Source organism: Streptomyces sp. ADI95-17, assembly GCF_003846175.1.
GTDB classification, from domain to species: domain Bacteria; phylum Actinomycetota; class Actinomycetes; order Streptomycetales; family Streptomycetaceae; genus Streptomyces; species Streptomyces sanglieri.
In genome coordinates this window covers 1-19,884 of the sequence record NZ_ML123054.1, presented here as the reverse complement: position 1 = coordinate 19,884, position 19,884 = coordinate 1, and the positions used below count along the sequence as shown (strand labels likewise).

The following is a 19,884-nucleotide window of genomic DNA, read 5'->3' as shown; positions in this document are numbered from 1 at the left end:
CCACCCCAGCCCCAGCACACCCACCGACCCCTCTCAGTCCTTCTGAGCCCTCCCCCTGGCTCTTCTCAACCGCGACCTCGCCCGGCTTCCCCGGCCTTCCCTGGCCCTCCCCGATCCTTCTCGATCCGGCTCGGTCCTTCTCGGCCCCGCATGGCCCGGCTCGGCCCCACATGGCCCGGCTCGGCCCCACATGGCCCGGCTCGGCCCCACATGGCTCGGCTCGGCGCGGTCCGGCGCGGCGCGGTCCGGCGCGGTCCGGTCCGGCGCGGCGCGGTCCGGCGCGGTCCGGTCCGGCGCGGTCCGGCGCGGTCCGGCGCGGTCCGGCGGCTAAGCCTGCTTAGCCTTATCTGGCCTGGCCAGACTCAGTCCCGCCTTGCCCGGCCCCCTGCGGAGCCTTGCCCGGCCGCCTTGCCCTGCCCTGATTTGCCTTGGCTGGCTGCCCCCCTCACCCCTTCCAAACCCCCACAAACCAAACCCTCACAAACCCCTCCAGCCCCCATCAAGCCCCTCCGGCGATTGAGGAGCGGGGTCCGGGCAGAGCCCCGGTTTCGGGAAGGGGCGGGGAGGGGACATGCCTCGCGCAGCGACCCAACCCCCACCCCACCGAGCCCACCCCACCCACATCCCCCACAAGCCCGAAACCGCGGCCAGAACCACAACATCGCCAAACCGCAACGCCACAACGCAGGCCGCAAACCGCGGGCCGTAAACCACGAACCACAGCCCAAAAAGCCGGGGCCGGACGCCCAAACCACGCGCGCCCGACCCCGGCTACAACCCGACCACCGCAACGACGCCCGAAGACGTCACCGGCAGCCGCCACTACTTCTTACGACGACGCCCGCCCCCACCATTCTTCTGGGCCTTGCGCCGCTCCGCCCTGGTCAGTCCGTCCGACTCGGACCCGCCCCCGGCCGTACCGTCACCGCTGGAGAAGTCGCCCTCGACGACCCCGCCCTCCCCGTCCACCGTGGGAGCGGAGAAGTGCAGCCGGTCCGGACGCTGCGGAGCATCGAGCCCCTTGGCCCGGATCTCCGGACGCGCCGCCGGCACGGCATCCTCCTTGGTGAGCGAGGTGCGCTCGGCCTCGTCCTGCACCGGCACCTCCTCGACCTGCTGCTCGACCTGGACCTCCAGGTTGAACAGGTAGCCGACGGACTCCTCCTTGATGCCCTCCATCATGGCGTTGAACATGTCGAAGCCCTCGCGCTGGTACTCGACCAGCGGGTCCTTCTGCGCCATGGCACGGAGGCCGATGCCCTCCTGGAGGTAGTCCATCTCGTAGAGGTGCTCACGCCACTTGCGGTCCAGGACGGACAGCACCACACGCCGCTCCAGCTCACGCATGATGTCCGAGCCGAGCTGCTTCTCACGCTCGTCGTACTGCTCGTGGATGTCGTCCTTGATGGACTCGCCGATGAACTCGGCCGTGATCCCGGCCCGGTCGCCGGCCGCGTCCTCCAGCTCGTCGACGGTGACCTTCACCGGGTAGAGCTGCTTGAACGCGCCCCACAGCCGGTCCAGGTCCCACTCCTCCGCGAAGCCCTCGGCGGTCTCCTGACGGATGTAGTCGTCGATCGTGTCGTCCATGAAGTGGCGGATCTGGTCCTGCAGATCCTCGCCCTCCAGGACCCGGCGACGCTCGCCGTAGATGACCTCACGCTGCCGGTTGAGCACCTCGTCGTACTTCAGGACGTTCTTGCGCGTCTCGAAGTTCTGCTGCTCGACCTGCGACTGGGCCGACGCGATCGCCCGCGTCACCATCTTGTTCTCGATCGGCACATCGTCCGGCACATTGGCCATCGACATGACGCGCTCGACCATCTGCGCCTTGAACAGCCGCATCAGGTCGTCGCCGAGCGACAGGTAGAAGCGGGACTCGCCCGGGTCGCCCTGACGGCCGGAACGACCACGCAGCTGGTTGTCGATACGCCGCGACTCGTGCCGCTCGGTGCCCAGGACGTACAGCCCGCCGAGCTCCTTGACCTCTTCGAACTCCGCCTTGACGGACTGCTCGGCCTTCTCCAGCGCCGCGGGCAGCGCGGCCGCCCACTCCTCGACGTGCTCGACGGGGTCGAGCCCTCGCTGGCGCAGCTCCGCCTCGGCGAGGTCGTCGGGGTTGCCACCGAGCTTGATGTCGGTGCCTCGTCCGGCCATGTTCGTCGCGACCGTGACCGCGCCCTTGCGGCCGGCCTGGGCGACGATCGTCGCCTCACGGTCGTGCTGCTTGGCGTTGAGGACCTCGTGCTGGACACCGCGCTTGGAGAGCTGCTGCGAGAGGTACTCCGACTTCTCGACCGAGGTGGTGCCGACCAGGATCGGCTGGCCCTTCTCGTGCTTCTCGGCGATGTCGTCGACGACCGCGGCGAACTTCGCGACCTCGGTGCGGTAGATCAGGTCCGACTGGTCGGCACGGACCATCGGCCGGTTGGTCGGGATCGGCACCACACCGAGCTTGTAGATCTGGTGGAACTCGGCGGCCTCGGTCATCGCCGTACCGGTCATGCCGGAGAGCTTGCCGTAGAGGCGGAAGAAGTTCTGCAGGGTGATCGTGGCGAGGGTCTGGTTCTCGTCCTTGATGTCCACCCCTTCCTTCGCCTCGATCGCCTGGTGCATGCCCTCGTTGTAGCGGCGGCCGGCGAGGATACGGCCGGTGTGCTCGTCGACGATCATGACTTCGCCGTCGATGACGACGTAGTCCTTGTCCTTCTTGAAGAGTTCCTTGGCCTTGATGGCGTTGTTGAGGTACCCGACGAGCGGCGTGTTCACCGACTCGTAGAGGTTCTCGATACCGAGCCAGTCCTCGACCTTCGAGACACCGGGCTCGTGGATGGCGACGGTCCGCTTCTTCTCGTCGACCTCGTAGTCGCCGGTCTCCTCGATGCCCTTGAGCGGGTTACCCGCCTCGCCCTTGGTCAGCCGCGTGACCAGCTTGGCGAAGTCGCCGTACCACTTGGTGGCCTGGTCGGCCGGGCCGGAGATGATCAGCGGCGTACGGGCCTCGTCGACGAGGATCGAGTCGACCTCGTCGACCACGGCGAAGTTGTGACCGCGCTGGACGAGCTCGTCGGCGGACCACGCCATGTTGTCGCGGAGGTAGTCGAAGCCGAACTCGTTGTTCGTGCCGTACGTGATGTCGCAGGCGTACTGCTCACGGCGCTGGGCCGGCGTCATGTTGGCGATGATGCAGCCGACGGTCAGGCCGAGGAACTTGTGGACGCGGCCCATCAGTTCGGAGTCTCGCTCGGCGAGATAGTCGTTGACCGTGATCAGGTGCACGCCCTTGCCGGAGAGCGCGTTGAGATACGCCGGCAGGGTACCGACCAGGGTCTTGCCCTCGCCGGTCTTCATCTCGGCCACATAACCGAGGTGGAGGGCTGCGCCGCCCATCATCTGAACGTCGTAGTGGCGCTGTCCGAGGACCCGCTTGGCGGCCTCACGGACGGTCGCGAATGCCTCGGGGAGCAGGTCGTCCAGGCTCTCGCCGTCCGCGTACCGTTCCTTGTACTCGTCGGTGAGCGCCCGCAGCTCGGCGTCGGAGAGGTTGACGAAGTCCTCTTCGATGGAGCTGACCTGGTCCGCGATGCGGTGCAGTTTGCGCAGGATCTTGCCTTCGCCTGCACGCATGAGCTTGTTGAAGACGGACACTGAGGCTGGTCTCCTTGCCGGTCGGGCCTGGCACTGGGTCGTGTTATGGACTCTGGCGCGGGCACGGCAGGTGGGCCCCACCGCAACGGCCATCGTAAGCGAGGACCCCGCCGCCCCGGGAGGGCTGCCGCCGCGTTGGCCCCGCTGTCCCCTCCGAGTCAACGGCCGGGGAGCGCCGAAGGTGCCGGGAAGTCCGAAAAGTGTTCGCTTCCCGAGCACACCCTCACCAGAATCCCTTCATGGAGCCGATCACCCTCACCAGCGACCGTCTGCTGCTGCGCCCCTTCACCGAAGGCGACGCGGACGCGATCCACGCCGCCTGTCAGGACCCGGACATCCAGCGGTGGACGGTCGTCCCCTCCCCGTACAGCCGCGCCGACGCGGAGTTCTTCGCGGGAAAGCTGTGCCCCGGTGGCTGGCAGGACGACTCCATGTACAACTTCGCGGTGGTCCTGCGCGAGAGCGGCGCGCTGACCGGCGCCCTCGGCATCAACCGCCGCAACCTGCCGGGCACGTACGAGGTGGGGTTCTGGACCACCGCGGAGCACCGGGGCCGCGGCTACATGACGGAGGCGGTGCGGTGCGCCGCCCGCTGGACCTTCACCGCACTGGGCGGCGATCGGCTGGAGTGGCGCGCCGAGGTGGGCAACGCCCCCTCGCGTGCCGTGGCGCTGAAGGCCGGCTTCCTGATGGAGGGCGACCAGCGTTCGGGCCTGCTCAACAAGGGCGTGCGGCGCGACTGCTGGATCGGCGCGCTGCTCCCTTCCGACCTCGGTCTGCCGGGCACCCACACCTATCTGCCCGTCCCCTGACCCGTGGGCCGGGGTCCACAGGACCCCCGGCCGGCTGTCAGTGCCTGCCTCTAGGGTTCGGGGCATGACGTCTGTGCCGCCTCCCGCCGTTGAACTCTCCGCCGACCAGGCGCGAAGGATCGCCCTGCGCGCCCAGGGCTTCCTCGGCGCTCCGGACCGCCGGGCCGGGGTTCCGGGCGTGCTGCGGCACCTGGGTGCCGTACAGCTCGACACGATCTCGGTGCTCGCCCGATCGCACGAGCTGATTCCGTACGCGCGCCTCGGCGGGGTCGGCCGGCGCGCCGTGGAGGAGGCGTACTGGTCGGGCGGCCGCACCTTCGAGTACTGGTCGCACGCGGCCTGCATCCTGCCGGTCGAGGAGTGGCCGCACTTCGCCTTCCGCCGCCGCGCCTACCGCTCCCGCCCGCACTGGCACCACGATCTGCCGGACGGCGCGTACGAGACGGTGATCAAGCAGCTGCGCGCCGAGGGCCCGCTGACGGCGACGGAGCTGGGCGGCGCGAAGAACGGCGGGGAGTGGTGGGACTGGTCGGCGTCGAAGGTCGCCGTCGAGCGCGCCCTGATGTACGGCGAGGTGGTGTGCACCGAGCGGCGCAGCTGGAAGCGGGTGTACGACCTCGCCGAGCGGGCCCTGCCCGACGACGTGCTGCACGACGATCTGGACGACACGGAATGCCTGCGGCGGCTGGTCGCGCTCGCGGGGCAGTCCCTGGGGGTGGGCACCCGCGCGGACATCGCGGACTACCACCGGCTCAAGGGCGAGCAGTTCGACGCGGTGGTGGCCGACTCCGGGCTGGTGCCGGTGACGGTGCAGGGCTGGGCGAAGCCGGCCTGGGCCGACCCCGCGGCGCTGGCCTCGGAGCCGCGCGGACGGCACCGTACGACGCTGCTGTCGCCGTTCGACTCACTGGTCTGGGAGCGGGCGCGCACCGAGCGGATCTTCGGTTTCACCCACCGTCTGGAGGCCTACGTCCCCAAGCCCAAGCGGGTCCACGGGTACTTCGCAATGCCGCTGCTGGCGGGCGGAAGGCTCCAGGGCCGCGTCGACCCGGCGCGCGAGGGCAGCACGCTGGTCGCCCGGCAGGTGTCGTTGGCGAGCGGGAAGGCCGTGGCCCCGATGGCCCAGGCGCTGGTGGAGGCCGCTTCCTGGGTCGGCTGTACGGATGTCCGGCTGGAGCGGGTCGACGCACCGGAACTGCGCGGGCCGCTCGCTCAGGAAATCGCCCGCGCCCTGGCCTGAGCGCGCGTTCCGGCGCCCTCACCCGACCCTTTCGCCGGGCCGCTTCTTCCCCGATCGGCTCTTCCCGGGACGGGTCACCGGATCTCCAGGATCTTCTCCCGCATGGCATAGACCACGGCTTCCATCCTGGAGTGCAACTGCAACTTCTCCAGAATGTTGCGGACGTGGTTCTTCACGGTGTTCTCGGAAATGAACAGTTCCTTCGCGATATCGCGATTGTTCATGCCTGTTGCAACGAGTTTGAGGACTTCGAGTTCCCGGTCGGTGAGCCGGGGCGCCGGCACGAGCCTGCGCTCGTCGGTCCGCTGGATCATCGACTTGAACTCGGTGAGCAGTTTGGACGCCATGGAAGGGCTGATCTGGGACTGCCCGTCGGCGACCGCGCGAATGGCCGTGGCCACCTCGTCCGTGGAGATCTCCTTGAGGAGATAGCCGGTGGCACCGGCCTTGATCGCGTCGTAGAGGTCGGCCTCCTCGTCGCTGATCGTCAGCATGATGATCTTCGCGCTGGGCGCCACTTCCTTGATCGCCGTGCAGGCCTCGATGCCACCGCGCTTCGGCATCCGGACGTCCATCAGCACGATGTCGGGAAGCAGGTCGGCGGCCTTGTCGACCGCCTCCGACCCGTCACCCGCCTCTCCGACGACCTGGATGTCCTCTTCCTGGGCGAGGACGATCTCCAGACCTCTGCGGAAGAGCGCGTGGTCGTCCACCACGAGGACCCTGATCGGCTCCCTACGGAAACCACTGTCCGGGCCGGTGCCGGCACCGGCGATGTCGTCGGCATCATTCGCATCACACACGGGCCCGAAGGTGTCCGCCATCGTTCCTCCCCCTGAAGGCCATGGCCTGAAGTTCACACTGTCCGCCAACGGCAGTTCACAGAGCACCGGTTGGCTTGGGACGCCATGATTCCATGCCTGGACGTCAGAGCGGTGATCCCGTGGTCGCACGCGGGTGCCCCTGGGGGCGCACAGACGCTCCAGGGGCACCGCGGAAGCGTGGCGTCAGCCGCCGAGCGCACCGCCTGCGCCGCCCGCCTCGTCGGCGGCCAGCGGGTCGGTCCTCAGGTGGATGACACCGTAGTCATAGGCATGCCGTCGGTAGACGACACTGGGTTCCTTCGTCTCGGAGTCGACGAACAGATAGAAGTCGTGCCCGACCAGCTCCATCTCGTAGAGCGCCTGGTCGAGCGACATCGGTGCGGCGACGTGCGTCTTCTCGCGCATCACCAGCGGACCCTCGCCCTGAATCTCCAGCGAGCCGAACCTCGTGGTCGGCACGGACTCGGCCGACTCGTCTGCGATCAGGTCGCCTTCACCGTTGAAGGACGCCGCCCCCGGCACGATCTCGCCGACCTCGGCAGCGGAAATCCGGCCATTGCCACGGCGGCTGTAGCGCTTGTCGTGCTGCTTGCGCAGCCGCGCCTCCAGCTTGCCGGTGGCCAGGTCCAGCGCTGCGTACGGGTCGCCTGCGGCCGCTTCCGCCCGGATGACCGGACCACGCGAGCGGAGCGTGATCTCCACCCGGTCGGAACGGTCGGCCTGACGGGGGTTCGGCTCCTTGGACACCTCGACGTCGAGGCTGATCACCTTGCCGTCGAACTTCTGGATCTTGTCCAGCTTCAGCTTCTCGGCCACGTGCTTGCGGAACCGCTCGGGCACCTCGGTCTTGCGGCCCTTGACGACGATGTCCACGCAGAACTCCGTTCCCGGATCGCTCCACTCAGCGGTGGAGCGTCTCCCTTTTGCACCAGGCCCCGGTGACAACCGGAGCCGCGGACTCGGTGACTTCCACCTCCTCCTCCCCCATCGGTGAGGACTCCACCCCACCGAATTCCAGCTTCTGGACCACTGGTGTGTTGCCTGCCCGAAACCTGGCGGTGCATTCATCGAGGTCTGGCATTCACCATTCCTCACAACCGAACATAGCCTGCCAGGCCGGATGTCGGCACCCGCTACTCGCGCGTACCTCCGTTCCGGGCGTTTTTCTCACTCACTACCTGCAACGATGCAAGTTCATTGACAGTTCCGGTTTATTTCGAAGGCCGACGGAGATGCTGCGACAACGGCCGCCTGCCCACCGCCGGGGACACCCGCGTGCCCGCACGCCGCCGCCACTGCCCGGGCCGCCTCGGCGAGCGAGGCGCCCGTCGTCAGAAGGTCGTCCACCAGCACCACCCGTCCGGCCGCAAGCAGCCGCTCACCCCCGGCCGGGACCTCCAGCGCCCCCGCCAGATTCGCCTGTCGCCGACCGGCGCCCAGCCCCGCCTGGTCGGCCACCGCGCGGTGCTGCCGGAGCACCGCGACCACCCGGGCCGGGGTGCCACCACGTCTCAGCTCTCCCGCCGCGGCCAGCGCGATCCGGCGCGTCGGATCATGACCGCGGGCCGCCACCGCACGCCGCGCCGACGGCACGGGTACGAGCAACAGGGGGCCGCCGACACCCGCATGCCCCGCCCCGGCCCGTACCGCGCCCGCCAGCGACTTGCCGAGCGCACCCGCCAGTCCCAGCTCGCCGCGCTCCTTGTGGGCCAGCAGCACCGCGCGTACCGCGTTCTCGTACGCGGCGGCCGCGTACACCGCCGGCAGGCCCACCGGCTCGGGAACGGGCCTCACCCGGCGCGGAACCCCGCCGTGGAGCTCCGCCCGGCATTCCTCGCACAGCTCCGCGCGTGGCCTGCCGCAGCCGCCGCAGGCCACCGGCAGCACCAGGCCGGAGATCTCCCGCCACCACCCCCGCATGACTCCACTGTGCGCTTCCCGCAGCGAACGGGCCACCCCTGTGGAAAACGCGGCCGACAGACCTCGGCCGGACGGGTCGAACCGGTGGCTCTCAGCCCGGGTAGACCAGAGACGAGCCTTCCTTGACCACCGTCTGCCAGTTGTCACCGGGCGACAGCTTCACGATCCCGTCGCTGGACGTGGCCGCCATCAGCGGAAGCTGCTCGTCGTCCGCCGCCGCGACCGACGACACCTGGTTCACACCGGGCAGCACACCCGACGCGGACGTCGAACCGTCCGCCTGCACATAGCGCACCTGCTGCACGCCGCCCTGCTCCTTGCCGACCACCACGAGGCGGCTCCGGCCCGACCACGACATCGCGGTCACATCCGTGAGCTGCGGTGCGGCCTGACGCAGTTCCACCACCGACACCTGCTGCTCCGACGCCGGTCCGCGCCGTTCGATCCGGCCGATCTTCAGCGTGTTGCGGCCGTCCTGGGTCACCAGCAGGGCGATCCGTACTCCGTCCGCGGACATGCGCAGCGCCTCGATCCGCCCGCCGTCCAGGTCGGGCACGGCGACCTCCTGCGGCTCGCCGGTGCCTCCGGCCATTCTCAGCAGTCTGGGCCGGTCGCGGTCCCGGTCGGCCACCCACAGGTCGCCCCTGCCGTCCCAGCTCGGTGTCGACAGACGGTTCTTCGCGTCATGGGACCTGCTGATCACCGAGGCCGCGGGGAGTTCGGCGTCCGAGACGATGGACGACACGTACAGAGAAGTCCCGTCGCGCGAGACGGCCGCCGCCGACTGCTCGTCCCTGGCCACACCGACCGCGCCCATCCGCACCGTTCCGTCACCGAGCGGGCCGGCCACCGCCTCCGGGGTCCCACTGCCCTTGGTACTGCCGGGGATTCGCTCCACCTGCCCCTTGGCATCGACGAAGTACTGGCTGTCCGGCCCGCTCGACGAACCGTCAGGGGCGAACTCCTCCGCCTGGTCCGCTCCGAGCACGCACAGCGGGGAGCCGTCGGAACGCTGGAGCTCGACCTGCTCGACCCGGGCGGACGTCAGGTCCCTCAGGGTGTAGAGGATCTGCGAGGCCATCATGCGGCAGGAGCGCTGCCCGACACCGTCCGCCTTCTTGTCGAGCGGAACCTTCAGTACGTTGCGGTCATCGGGCGCCAGCGAGGTGACGCCCTTCTTCAGCGCCGTACCGGGAGGGAACCGGGATGCGACCACCGGCTGCAGCCAACTGGTCGGCCCCGCGAGGAGACTGCGGACCGACTGTGTCACGGTGTCCATCCCCGTGACGGGGTCCGTCCGGCTGCGGAGATAGACGGGGTCGGCGACCAGGGTCGACTGCCCTCCGGACCGCCCCGTGGCGAAGTAGTACTTGTTGACGGAGCGGTAGAGACGCCTGAAGTCCGACTGCCCGAGCAGCAGACCGTCCGGCACGTGGTCGATCCGCCACTCCTTGCCGTCCGGCCCGTTCTCCCTCACCAGGTGCAGGGTCTGGTTGTAGTCGGTGGGTGCGAGCGGCTGATAGGCGCTCTGCTCGTCGACCGTCGCCACCTTCTCACCGGTCAGGGTGTAGGTCGCCTCGGTGGCGTTGCGGTCGCTGTCGCGGAAGGGGCGGTCGTTCCGGTTCGGCGCCTTGGTCAGCACCGTGGTGAACGCGTTCGGCTTCCACGTCCCGGCCGCCTTCTTCGTCAGGTACCGACGGGTCGTCCTGAAGTGCGGGTCATCACTGGTCATGGACTCCAGGAAGCCGTCGACCACCTCGTTGGGGGTGGCGTTGTCCCGTGGCGCGACGGCGTACACCTGCACCTGGGAGTCACCGGGCTGCGAGGCATCGACGGCCTTGACGTCCCCGGTGACGGGCATCGAGCCGCAGGCGGACAGCAGCACCGCACCGCACCCGATCAGCGCGACGAGCCCCATTCCGCGTCCATGGCCGTCCTTACGACGGTCAGTCCCCACGATTCGTGTCCCCCCGCTCCGGGTCCTGCACCGCAGTGTCCAATTCGCCGCCCGACCGCTCCTCGGCGTGGCGGGCGACCACCCGTGCGCCGCTCCCCGGAAGGGCCGCCGGATGCACCGAGGCCGGCGCCGTCCGGGGCGCGACCGGGGTGCGCGACGGCACGGGCAGCGCGGACCGGTCGCTGCCGCCGGGCTGGGTCGGCACGGCCGTCAGCCGGTGCTCGCTCCCGGCCTTCGGCGCGGCCGCGGCCCGTTCACGGTTCTCCCGGTTACGACGGGAGTCCTCGGGCTCCAGTGGTATCGGCGATCCGCGCAGCGGCTCGTCCGCGGTACGCGGCAGAGTCAGCCGGAACTGCGAACCGCCGCCGGGCTCGCCCCATGCCTGGAGCCAGCCGCCGTGCAGCCGGGCGTCCTCCACCGCGATGGAGAGCCCGAGACCGGTACCGCCGGTCGTCCGCGCGCGGGCCGGGTCGGCCCGCCAGAAGCGGTTGAACACCCGCGTCGCCTCGCCCGGCTTCAGCCCCACCCCGTAGTCCCGGACGGCCACGGCGACCGCGCCCCCGGCCACCCCCATCCGCACCACCACGTCGCGGCCCTCGCCGTGCTCGACGGCGTTGACCACCAGGTTGCGCAGGACGCGCTCCACCCGCCGGGCGTCGGCCTCCGCGATCACCGGCTGCTCGTCGCCGACCACCCGGATCCGGGTGCCCTTGCGCTCGGCCAGCGGCTCGGCCCCGCCTATCACCCGTCGTACGACCTGCCGCAGATCTATCGGCTCCGCCTCCAGCGCCGCGGCCCCCGCGTCGAACCTGCTGATCTCCAGCAGATCGGAGAGCAGCGACTCGAACCGGTCGAGCTGATCCCCGAGCAGCTCCGCGGAACGCGCCGTCACGGGATCGAAGTCGCTGCGGGCCTCATGGATGACATCGGCGGCCATCCGGACGGTCGTCAGCGGAGTCCGCAACTCGTGGGAGACGTCGGAGACGAAGCGTCGCTGCATCCGGGAGAGCTCCTCCAGTTGCTGGATCTTCAGCTGGAGGTTCTGCGCCATCTTGTTGAAGGCCTCACCGAGCCGGGCGATGTCGTCCTCGCCGGTGACCTTCATCCGCTCCTGGAGCCGGCCGGCCGAGAGCCGCTCCGCGATGCCGGCCGCCATGCGCACCGGCGTGACGACCTGCCGCACCACGAACCAGGCGATGGCCCCGAGCAGCACGACCACGAAAAGTCCCGCGGTCGCCAGCGTGCCCTTGATCAGCGTCAGCGACTTCTCCTCCTGCGTCAGCGGGAAGAGGTAGTAGAGCTGGTACGGATTGTGGTCGTTGTCGTAGAGCCGCTTGCCCACGACGAGTCCGGGCTGCGGTTGCTGCCCGTTCGCGTACTGGATCTCCGAGTACGTCTGGAACGCCCCGGAGCCCTTGTTCACGGCATCCCGCAGGCTCTGCGGAATGCTCACCGCCTCCACGCTGCCCGAGCCGCGTGGGGCACGGGTTCCTTCGTCGGCGCTGAGCGCCACCACGTTGAAGGCGTTCTTGCCGCCGCTGGCGAGCTGGTCGACGAGCTCGGTCCGCCAGGAGTTGTTGGCGGTGGCGCCGTCCGCCGTGTCGCCGCCCTGCCCACCGGGGGTGAGCGGGGCGTTCGCCTTCTCCTGGGCCGCGGCGAAACCGCCGGCCGCCTGCGTCTGAGCGGCCTTGCCCTTGGCGTCGAGCAGGCCGTTGCGCACCTGCCCGATCACGACCAGCCCGAGGAGCAGCACCACACCGAGCGACATGAGCAACGTGCCCGCGACGACCCTCAGCTGGAGATTGCGCCGCCAGAGCCGCACGGCGGGCAGCAGCGGACGCCGCACCCAACGCATCAGCAATCGCGGCACAGGACCGCCGGGCGCCCGGTCGTGGAACAACCGGCCGCCCTGCAGAAGGCGCCCGATCCGGAGCGCCCGGTGTCCTGGACCGGCAGCCCGCTCCGCACGGGCTCCCGGCTCCCCGGGCTGCGGAGCAGCGCTACTCGGGGGCATGTCAGCTCGGTCCGGCCTTGTAACCGACCCCTCGGACGGTCACCACGATCTCCGGCCGCTCCGGGTCCTTCTCGACCTTGGAACGCAGTCGCTGGACGTGCACGTTCACCAGCCGGGTGTCGGCGGCGTGGCGGTATCCCCACACCTGCTCCAGCAGCACCTCACGGGTGAAGACCTGCCACGGCTTGCGGGCGAGCGCGACCAGCAGGTCGAATTCCAGCGGGGTGAGGGCGATCGACTGCCCCTCCCGCTTCACCGAGTGACCGGCCACATCGATGACCAGGTCCCCGATGGCCAGCTGCTCCGGCGCCGGTTCCTCGGACCTCCGCAGACGTGCCCTGATCCGGGCAACCAACTCCTTAGGTTTGAACGGCTTGACGATGTAGTCGTCGGCCCCGGACTCCAGGCCCACCACCACGTCAACCGTGTCGCTCTTGGCAGTGAGCATGACGATCGGCACACCCGACTCGGCCCTGATCAACCTGCAGACCTCGATGCCGTCCCTACCGGGCAGCATGAGATCGAGCAGGACCAGGTCCGGCTTGGCCTCACGAAATGCGGCAAGTGCCTTGTCGCCGTCCGCTACGAACGACGGCTCGAACCCTTCACCACGCAGCACAATGCCGAGCATCTCGGCCAGTGCGGTGTCGTCGTCGACGACAAGGACGCGTCCCTTCATAAACGACATCATCCCATTAGCTAATCGTTACCTGCGATGATCTGGCACACAGCTCTGCCAGTCCGACCCCCGTGACCGGGGAAACCGCGCCCTCCTCCGTGACAATCGCCGTGATCAGCTCCGGGGGCGTGACATCGAACGCGGGGTTGTAGGCAGCGGTTCCCACCGGTGCCACGGGCAGTCCGACCGCATCCTCGCCCGCCACCCCGGCCCGCGGCGATGTGAGCTCCGTCACCTCGATCCCCGGCCGCTGCTCGACGATGATCGACGCCCCGCCCGCGGTGTCCAGATCCACGGTCGTGGTCGGCGCGACCACGATGAACGGTACGTGGTGGTACTTCGCGAGCACGGCCAGCGGATAGCTCCCCACCTTGTTCGCCACCGACCCGTCCGCGGCGATGCGGTCCGCCCCGATGAGCACGGCGTCCACCTCCCCCGCGGCGAACAGCGAACCTGCGGCGTTGTCCGTGAGCAGGCTGTACGGCATTCCGTTGCGCGCCGCCTCGTACGCCGTCAGCCTGGCCCCCTGCAGCAGCGGACGCGTCTCGTCCACCCACAGCTGCCGCAGCCGCCTTCCCCGGTGTGCGGCGAGCGCCACCGCGAAGGCGGTGCCCTCACCCCCGGAGACGAGCGCCCCCGTATTGCAGTGCGTCAACAGGCGATGCCCACCACCCCCGGGCAGCAGCTCGTCGAGCAGGGCAAGGCCATAGCGCGCCATGTGCCCGCTGGCCTCGGCGTCCTCCCGGTGCAACGCCCTGGCCTCGGCCAGCGCCAGCGCCGCGGCCCGCTCCGGATCCGCGCCTTTCCCGATGGCCTCCCGATATGCCCTCTCGGCCCGACGTACCCCGTACCCGAGGTTCACCGCGGTGGGCCGCGCCCGCTCCAGCAGCTCCGCGGCCGACGCCACGTCCTCTTCCCGGGCGGCCGCCAGAGCCACCCCGTAGGCCCCCGCGATCCCGAGCAGCGGGGCCCCGCGCACCGCCAGCGTCCGGATCGCCCGCACCAGCGCGGGCACATCGGTGCACACCAGCTCGGCCTCCTCCGCCGGCAGTCGCGTCTGGTCGAGAAGCACCAGTGCGGGACCTTCCGGAGGCTCGGCCCAACGAAGTACGGGAAGCGCGGGGGGATCGATACCCACCGGCAATTGCGCGTCCTGATCAGCCATCCGCCCAGTCTGCCCGGTGAGCCGCCCACAAATGAAGGCAGGAACGAGATGGAGCGCCCGGCCCAGACCTGGGCAACGCGTGGCACGATGGCTGCCAACCTGCCGCCCCGACGAGCGGGCAGGACCGTGAAGGAGCGAGAATGAACGACACTCCGGGCTGGGCCTCGCCCGGATCCGCCCCCTCCGAGGGTCAGGGTGCCGGTGTCCCCCGGCCCTCCGAGCCCGCCGACGGCAGCGGCCCGGCAGGGAACTGGTCTCCCGCTCAGCCGGCCGCAGGGCAGTGGTCCCCACCGGGCACTCCCGGCTCCGGTCCTGGCGCACCACCTCCCACAGGCTGGGGCGGCGGGCCGCAGGGCCCCGGCTGGGGACGGGCGCCCTTTGCCGCCAAGCCCGGTGTCATCCCGCTCCGACCGCTCGGCGTCGGCGAGATCCTCGACGGTGCGGTCTCCACGATGCGCGCCCATTGGCGCACGGTCCTCGGCATCACACTCGCCGTGTCCGTGGTGGCCCAGATCGCGAGCATCCTCGTGGAGCGGTTCCTGCTGCCGGAGCCTCCGCGGATCGACCCGAACGCCACCGGCTCGGAAGCGCTGCGGCAGGCCACCGACTCGGCTCAGTCGGCCATGTTCAGCGGCCTGCCTTCCCTGCTCATCACCATGATCGCCACGCTGATCACGACATCCGTGCTGACCGTGGTGATCAGCCGCTCCGTGCTGGGCCGCCCCGTGACGCTCTCGGACGCCTGGGCCGAGGCCCGGCCACGGCTTCCTCAGCTGCTGGGGCTGACCCTGCTGCTGGCCGTGATCAGCGCCGCCGTCCTGGCGGTGGGCCTGCTGCCGGGCATGCTCATCGGCTCCACCGCGGGGGCCGGGCTCGCCCTCCTCGGATTCATGGCCGCGATCTGCGTCGTCATCTGGCTGATGGTCCGCTTCTGCCTCGCCTCGCCGGCCCTGATGCTGGAGCGACAGTCGATCACCACCTCCATGCGCCGCTCCGCGAAGCTGGTCAGGGGTGCGTGGTGGCGGACCTTCGGCATCCTGGCGCTGACCGGGCTGCTGACGCTCGTCGTGGTCGTGATCGTCACCATCCCCTTCGGCTTCATCGCGATGATCGTGGACGGCGACGGAATCGGCTCCGCCCTCACGGACGGCTCCACGAGTTTCGGCTGGCCCTTCCTGATCGTCTCCGGCATCGGCGAGGTGATCATCTCGACGATCACCTACCCGTTCTCCGCCGGCGTGATGGCGCTGCTCTACATCGATCAGCGCATCCGCCGCGAAGCACTCGACCTCGAACTCGCCCGGGCCGCGGGCCTGCCCGGATACGACACCAGGAGCTGATGCCGTGCCGGGGGCGGGGGGCACCACAGCAGCACGGCTACTGATCCGCGCGAGCGGCGACATACCCGTGGACACTCCACGTGTCCCCGCCCGCGAGGACGCGAAGCACGAACTGTCCAAACCGATGTACCACGAGAACGATCCCAACTTCCTCCAGCGAGGCCTCGACCGGCTCTGGGACTGGATCGGCGATCTCCTGGACGCGGCCTCCGGCGCCGCACCGGGCGGCCCGGCAGGTCTCGTCGTGCTCGTACTGATCGTCGTGGGCCTGCTCGCCGCGCTCTGGTGGCGGCTGGGCACACCGCGCCGCACCATACGGTCCACGGACGCTCTCTTCGACGACAGCCCCCGTAGCGCGGCCGAACACCGGAAGGCTGCCGAGGCGCACGCCGCCACCCGGCGCTGGAACGAGGCGGTCCAGGAACGGATGCGCGCCATCGTCCGCTCTCTGGAAGAGCGCGCCCTGCTCGACGCCCGCCCCGGGCGCACCGCAGACGAGGCCGCCGCCGAAGCGGGCGGGCCGCTCCCCGCACACGCGACGCGACTCCACGCGGCCGCCAGGGCATTCGACGACGTCACGTACGGCGGCCGTACCGCCGACCAGCAGACATACCTGGTCGTACGAGATCTGGACCTCGACCTCGAAGCCGCCAAGCCCCTCCTGACAACCACGGCCCAGGGGGCAGCCGAATGACCGGGGTCACCGCCGCCTCCACCTCGTCGGCCCTCACCCCTCACCAGGTCTGGGTCCGCATCCGCGGCCTGCTCCTCGCCCTCCTCGTACTCGTCGCCGCCGGAATCGCCCTGGCGACCGTCCGCTCCGGCGACCAGCACGGCCTCCTGGACCCTCGCTCCGCCGACCGTTCCGGCAGCCGGGCCGTCGCCGAACTCCTCAAGGACCGCGGCGTTTCCGTTCGCGTGGTCACCACGCTCGACGACGCCACCGCCGCACTCGGCCCCGACACCACATTGCTTGTCACGTCCCCCAATCTGCTGGCGCCGCACCAGCAGAACGAACTCCGCGCAGCGACCGACGGCTCGGCCGGCCGCACCGTCCTGCTCGCAGCGGGCCCGTCCTCCGTGCGCACGCTGGTCCCCGGTGTCAGCGCGCAGTCCGCCGGACCGGTGGCCACTCGCTCCCCCGAATGCTCCCTGCCCGCCGCCCGCAGTGCCGGCGACGTCGAAACGGGAGGCTTCGGCTACTCCTCGAACGGACTCGACACCATCGGCTGCTTCCCGAGCGGCGGCCTCCCCACCGTGCTTCTGGTCGAACAGGGAGCGGGCGACTCCGTGCTCCTCGGCACCCCCGACCTTCTCCGCAACGACAGACTCTCCAACCAGGGCAACGCATCCCTGGCCCTGCAGCTTCTCGGTTCCCGCCCTCATCTGGTCTGGCACCTCCCTTCACTCGCTGATGCATCCGCTGCCGCCGAGAACGGGGGTGCCGAAGGCGACGGCACCTCTGACGACCGCAGCTTCGCCGACCTGATCCCCCGGGGCTGGCTGTGGGGCACGTTGCAACTCGCCCTGGCCGCCGTGCTCGCCGCCATCTGGCGCGCCCGCCGCCTGGGCCCCCTGGTGACCGAACGGCTTCCCGTGGCCATCCGCGCCTCGGAATCCACCGAGGGCCGGGCCCGCCTCTACCGCAAGGCGAACGCCCGCGACCGGGCCGCCGAGTCCCTGCGTTCCGCCACCCGTACCCGCCTCGCCCCACTCATCGGCGTCCCCCCACGCGACGCCCACTCCCCCTCAACACTCGTCCCCGCCGTTTCCGCCCGCCTGGGCAGCACCGACGACAGCTTCCAGACACTGCTCTTCGGACCCGCGCCGTCCGACGATGCCGCTCTCGTCCGACTGGCAGACCAACTCGACACCCTCGAAAGAGAGGTACGCACCTCATGAGCGCCCCGCCCCCAGTGCCCGCCGAGACCACCGAGCTCCTCGGGAACGGCGACACAGCCCGCGCGTCCCTGGAAGCGTTGCGCTCGGAGATCGCCAAGGCCGTTGTCGGCCAGGACCCGGCCGTCACCGGGCTCGTCGTCGCCCTGCTCTGCCGGGGCCACGTTCTCCTCGAAGGCGTCCCCGGAGTGGCCAAGACCCTTCTGGTCCGAGCACTCGCCGCATCGCTCGAACTCGACACCAAGCGCGTCCAGTTCACCCCCGATCTGATGCCCAGCGATGTCACCGGCTCACTGGTCTACGACGCCCGCACGGCTGAGTTCTCCTTCCAGCCCGGCCCCGTCTTCACCAATCTCCTGCTCGCCGACGAGATCAACCGCACCCCTCCCAAGACCCAGTCCTCCCTCCTCGAAGCCATGGAAGAGCGCCAGGTCACCGTCGACGGAACTCCTCGGCAGCTGCCCGACCCCTTCCTCGTGGCCGCCACGCAGAACCCCGTCGAATACGAGGGCACCTACCCGCTCCCCGAGGCCCAACTGGACAGGTTCCTCCTCAAGCTGACGGTGCCTCTGCCCTCGCGGGAGGAGGAGATCAACGTCCTCACCCGTCATTCCGACGGTTTCGATCCCCGCGATCTCAAGTCGGCCGGCATACGTCCCGTCGCCGGTCCGTCCGATCTGGAAGCGGCCCGCAACGCGGTCGCCCGGACCAAGGTCTCTCCCGAGATCGCCGGCTATGTCGTCGATATCTGTCGTGCCACGCGTGAATCCCCCTCGCTCTCCCTCGGCGTCTCCCCCCGAGGTGCCACCGCCCTGTTGTCGACCGCTCGCGCCTGGGCCTGGCTCACCGGCCGTGACTACGTCATCCCGGACGACGTGAAAGCCCTGGCACTCCCCACACTTCGCCATCGCATCCAGCTGCGGCCCGAGGCGGAGATGGAGGGTGTCACCCCCGACTCCGTCATCACGGCCGTCCTCGCCCACGTCCCCGTACCCCGATGAGGCGGTGACCGTGGCCCTCACCGGACGTACCGCCCTACTGGCCGCCCTGGGGTCACTCCCTGTAGGCATCCTGGCCCCGAGTTGGACCGGAATGCTGGCGGTCAACGCACCGCTCTCGTTGGCAATTCTCTGCGACTATGCCCTGGCTGCACCAGTGCGCAGGCTCCAGTTCACTCGATCCGGTGACACAAGCGTTCGACTCGGCGAAGCCGCCGAAGTGCAACTCACCGTAACCAACACTTCCCGTCGCAAGTTGCGGGCACACCTGCGCGACGCCTGGCCTCCCAGCAGCTGGACCGCGGGCACGGAACAGGCTTCCTCACGACACGCCCTGACGGTCCCGCCGGGCGAACGCCGCCGTCTGGCCACCGTCCTGCGGCCGACTCGAAGGGGCGACCGCCGAGCCGAGCGCATCACCGTCCGCTCCTTCGGCCCTCTGGGGCTCGCCTCCCGACAGGGGAACCACCAGGTCCCATGGACGGTACGGGTCCTGCCTCCCTTCACCAGCCGGAAGCATCTGCCGTCCCGTCTCGCCAGACTCCGCGAGCTCGACGGCCGCACCAGTGTCCTCACCCGTGGCGAGGGCACGGAATTCGACAGCCTGCGTGCGTACGTGCCGGGCGACGACACCCGGTCCATCGACTGGCGGGCCACTGCACGTCAGTCCGCCGTCGCGGTACGCACGTGGCGCCCCGAGCGGGACCGCCACATCCTCGTCGTCCTGGACACCGGCCGTACCTCGGCGGGGCGCGTCGGTGACGTGCCCCGTCTCGACGCGTCCCTGGACGCGGCCCTGCTGCTCACGGCCCTCGCGACTCGCGCCGGCGACCGCGTGGACCTGCTTGCCTATGACCGTCGGGTGCGCGCACAGGTCCAAGGCCGGTCCTCGGGAGAGGTCCTGTCGGCCATGGTGAGCGCACTGGCGCCCGTCGAGCCGGCACTGGTGGAAACGGATGCCCGAGGTCTCGTCGCCGCCGTGCTCGCCGGAGCTCCTCGTCGCTCCCTGATCGTGCTTCTCACGGGTCTGGACGCGGCCCCCGTGGAGGAAGGTCTACTTCCTGTGCTCCGCCGTCTGACCCAGCGCCATACCGTGCTGGTGGCTTCCGTGGCGGACCCGCATGTCGAGCAGATGGCAGGTTCGAGAGGCACAGTGGACGCGGTCTACGAAGCAGCGGCGGGTGCACAGGCCCAGGCAAGGCGACTCCGCACCGCAGAGCAGCTCCAGCGTCACGGCGCGGTGGTTGTCGACGCCACCCCGGACAACCTTGCCCCGGCCCTCGCCGATGCCTACCTCGCCCTCAAGGCAGCGGGGCGGCTCTGACACATACTCCTGCCACAAACGGAGCCACATGTCGGGAAGGGGCTTCCCGACCAGCCGCCCGTAT

15 protein-coding genes are annotated in these 19,884 nt (G+C 69.9%); 7 read left to right on the top strand and 8 right to left on the bottom strand.

What is annotated here, in order from left to right:
- Positions 1-822 precede the first annotated feature (822 nt).
- Complete coding sequence (gene secA, locus EES42_RS40460; RefSeq protein ID WP_124723213.1) at positions 823-3,648, bottom strand: preprotein translocase subunit SecA; 2,826 nt, start codon at positions 3,646-3,648, stop codon at positions 823-825.
- A 239-nt stretch (positions 3,649-3,887) separates the two neighbouring features.
- Between secA and EES42_RS40455 the strand changes: the two genes are divergently transcribed.
- Both EES42_RS40455 and EES42_RS40450 read left to right on the top strand, forming a co-directional pair.
- A complete protein-coding gene (locus tag EES42_RS40455; RefSeq protein ID WP_124723212.1) occupies positions 3,888-4,460 on the top strand; it encodes a GNAT family N-acetyltransferase in 573 nt (190 codons plus the stop codon).
- 64 nt (positions 4,461-4,524) lie between these two features.
- Entirely contained in the window at positions 4,525-5,700 is a 1,176-nt protein-coding gene (locus tag EES42_RS40450; RefSeq protein ID WP_124723211.1) for a winged helix-turn-helix domain-containing protein, read from the top strand.
- A 74-nt stretch (positions 5,701-5,774) separates the two neighbouring features.
- Here EES42_RS40450 and EES42_RS40445 read toward each other — a convergent pair whose 3' ends face one another.
- From EES42_RS40445 to mtnA, 7 genes are all read right to left on the bottom strand, one after another.
- The gene (locus EES42_RS40445; protein ID WP_124723210.1) at positions 5,775-6,524 is read right to left on the bottom strand and encodes a response regulator; all 750 of its coding nucleotides are present in this window, start codon (positions 6,522-6,524) and stop codon (positions 5,775-5,777) included.
- 183 nt (positions 6,525-6,707) lie between these two features.
- Complete coding sequence (gene raiA / locus EES42_RS40440; RefSeq protein ID WP_124723209.1) at positions 6,708-7,397, bottom strand: ribosome hibernation-promoting factor, HPF/YfiA family; 690 nt, start codon at positions 7,395-7,397, stop codon at positions 6,708-6,710.
- 321 nt (positions 7,398-7,718) lie between these two features.
- Entirely contained in the window at positions 7,719-8,444 is a 726-nt protein-coding gene (locus tag EES42_RS40430) for a ComF family protein (protein ID WP_124723207.1), read from the bottom strand.
- A 91-nt stretch (positions 8,445-8,535) separates the two neighbouring features.
- On the bottom strand, positions 8,536-10,362 hold the full coding sequence (locus EES42_RS40425; RefSeq protein WP_124723206.1) for an LpqB family beta-propeller domain-containing protein: 1,827 nt from the start codon (positions 10,360-10,362) through the stop codon (positions 8,536-8,538).
- Positions 10,363-10,390: 28 nt separating this feature from the next.
- Positions 10,391-12,415: an MtrAB system histidine kinase MtrB gene (mtrB, locus tag EES42_RS40420; RefSeq protein WP_206433829.1), complete on the bottom strand. Its 2,025-nt coding sequence runs from the start codon at positions 12,413-12,415 to the stop codon at positions 10,391-10,393.
- 1 nt (position 12,416) lies between these two features.
- The gene (gene mtrA, locus EES42_RS40415; protein WP_187281934.1) at positions 12,417-13,106 is read right to left on the bottom strand and encodes a two-component system response regulator MtrA; all 690 of its coding nucleotides are present in this window, start codon (positions 13,104-13,106) and stop codon (positions 12,417-12,419) included.
- Positions 13,107-13,110: 4 nt separating this feature from the next.
- Positions 13,111-14,259, bottom strand: coding sequence for an S-methyl-5-thioribose-1-phosphate isomerase (gene mtnA, locus EES42_RS40410; RefSeq protein ID WP_124723205.1), 1,149 nt, complete (start codon positions 14,257-14,259; stop codon positions 13,111-13,113).
- A 140-nt stretch (positions 14,260-14,399) separates the two neighbouring features.
- Between mtnA and EES42_RS40405 the strand changes: the two genes are divergently transcribed.
- The 5 genes from EES42_RS40405 to EES42_RS40385 are packed head-to-tail and all read left to right on the top strand — an operon-like array spanning position 14,400 to position 19,820.
- Entirely contained in the window at positions 14,400-15,599 is a 1,200-nt protein-coding gene (locus EES42_RS40405; RefSeq protein WP_124723204.1) for a glycerophosphoryl diester phosphodiesterase membrane domain-containing protein, read from the top strand.
- Positions 15,600-15,603: 4 nt separating this feature from the next.
- A complete protein-coding gene (locus EES42_RS40400; RefSeq protein ID WP_124723203.1) occupies positions 15,604-16,293 on the top strand; it encodes a DUF4129 domain-containing protein in 690 nt (229 codons plus the stop codon).
- On the top strand, positions 16,290-17,501 hold the full coding sequence (locus EES42_RS40395; protein ID WP_124723202.1) for a DUF4350 domain-containing protein: 1,212 nt from the start codon (positions 16,290-16,292) through the stop codon (positions 17,499-17,501). Before EES42_RS40400 ends, EES42_RS40395 begins: the two co-directional genes overlap by 4 nt.
- The gene (locus EES42_RS40390) at positions 17,498-18,499 is read left to right on the top strand and encodes an AAA family ATPase (protein ID WP_124723201.1); all 1,002 of its coding nucleotides are present in this window, start codon (positions 17,498-17,500) and stop codon (positions 18,497-18,499) included. The genes EES42_RS40395 and EES42_RS40390 overlap by 4 nt, the downstream gene beginning before the upstream one ends.
- A gap of 10 nt (positions 18,500-18,509) precedes the next feature.
- On the top strand, positions 18,510-19,820 hold the full coding sequence (locus EES42_RS40385; protein WP_124723364.1) for a DUF58 domain-containing protein: 1,311 nt from the start codon (positions 18,510-18,512) through the stop codon (positions 19,818-19,820).
- The last annotated feature ends 64 nt before the right edge of the window (positions 19,821-19,884 follow it).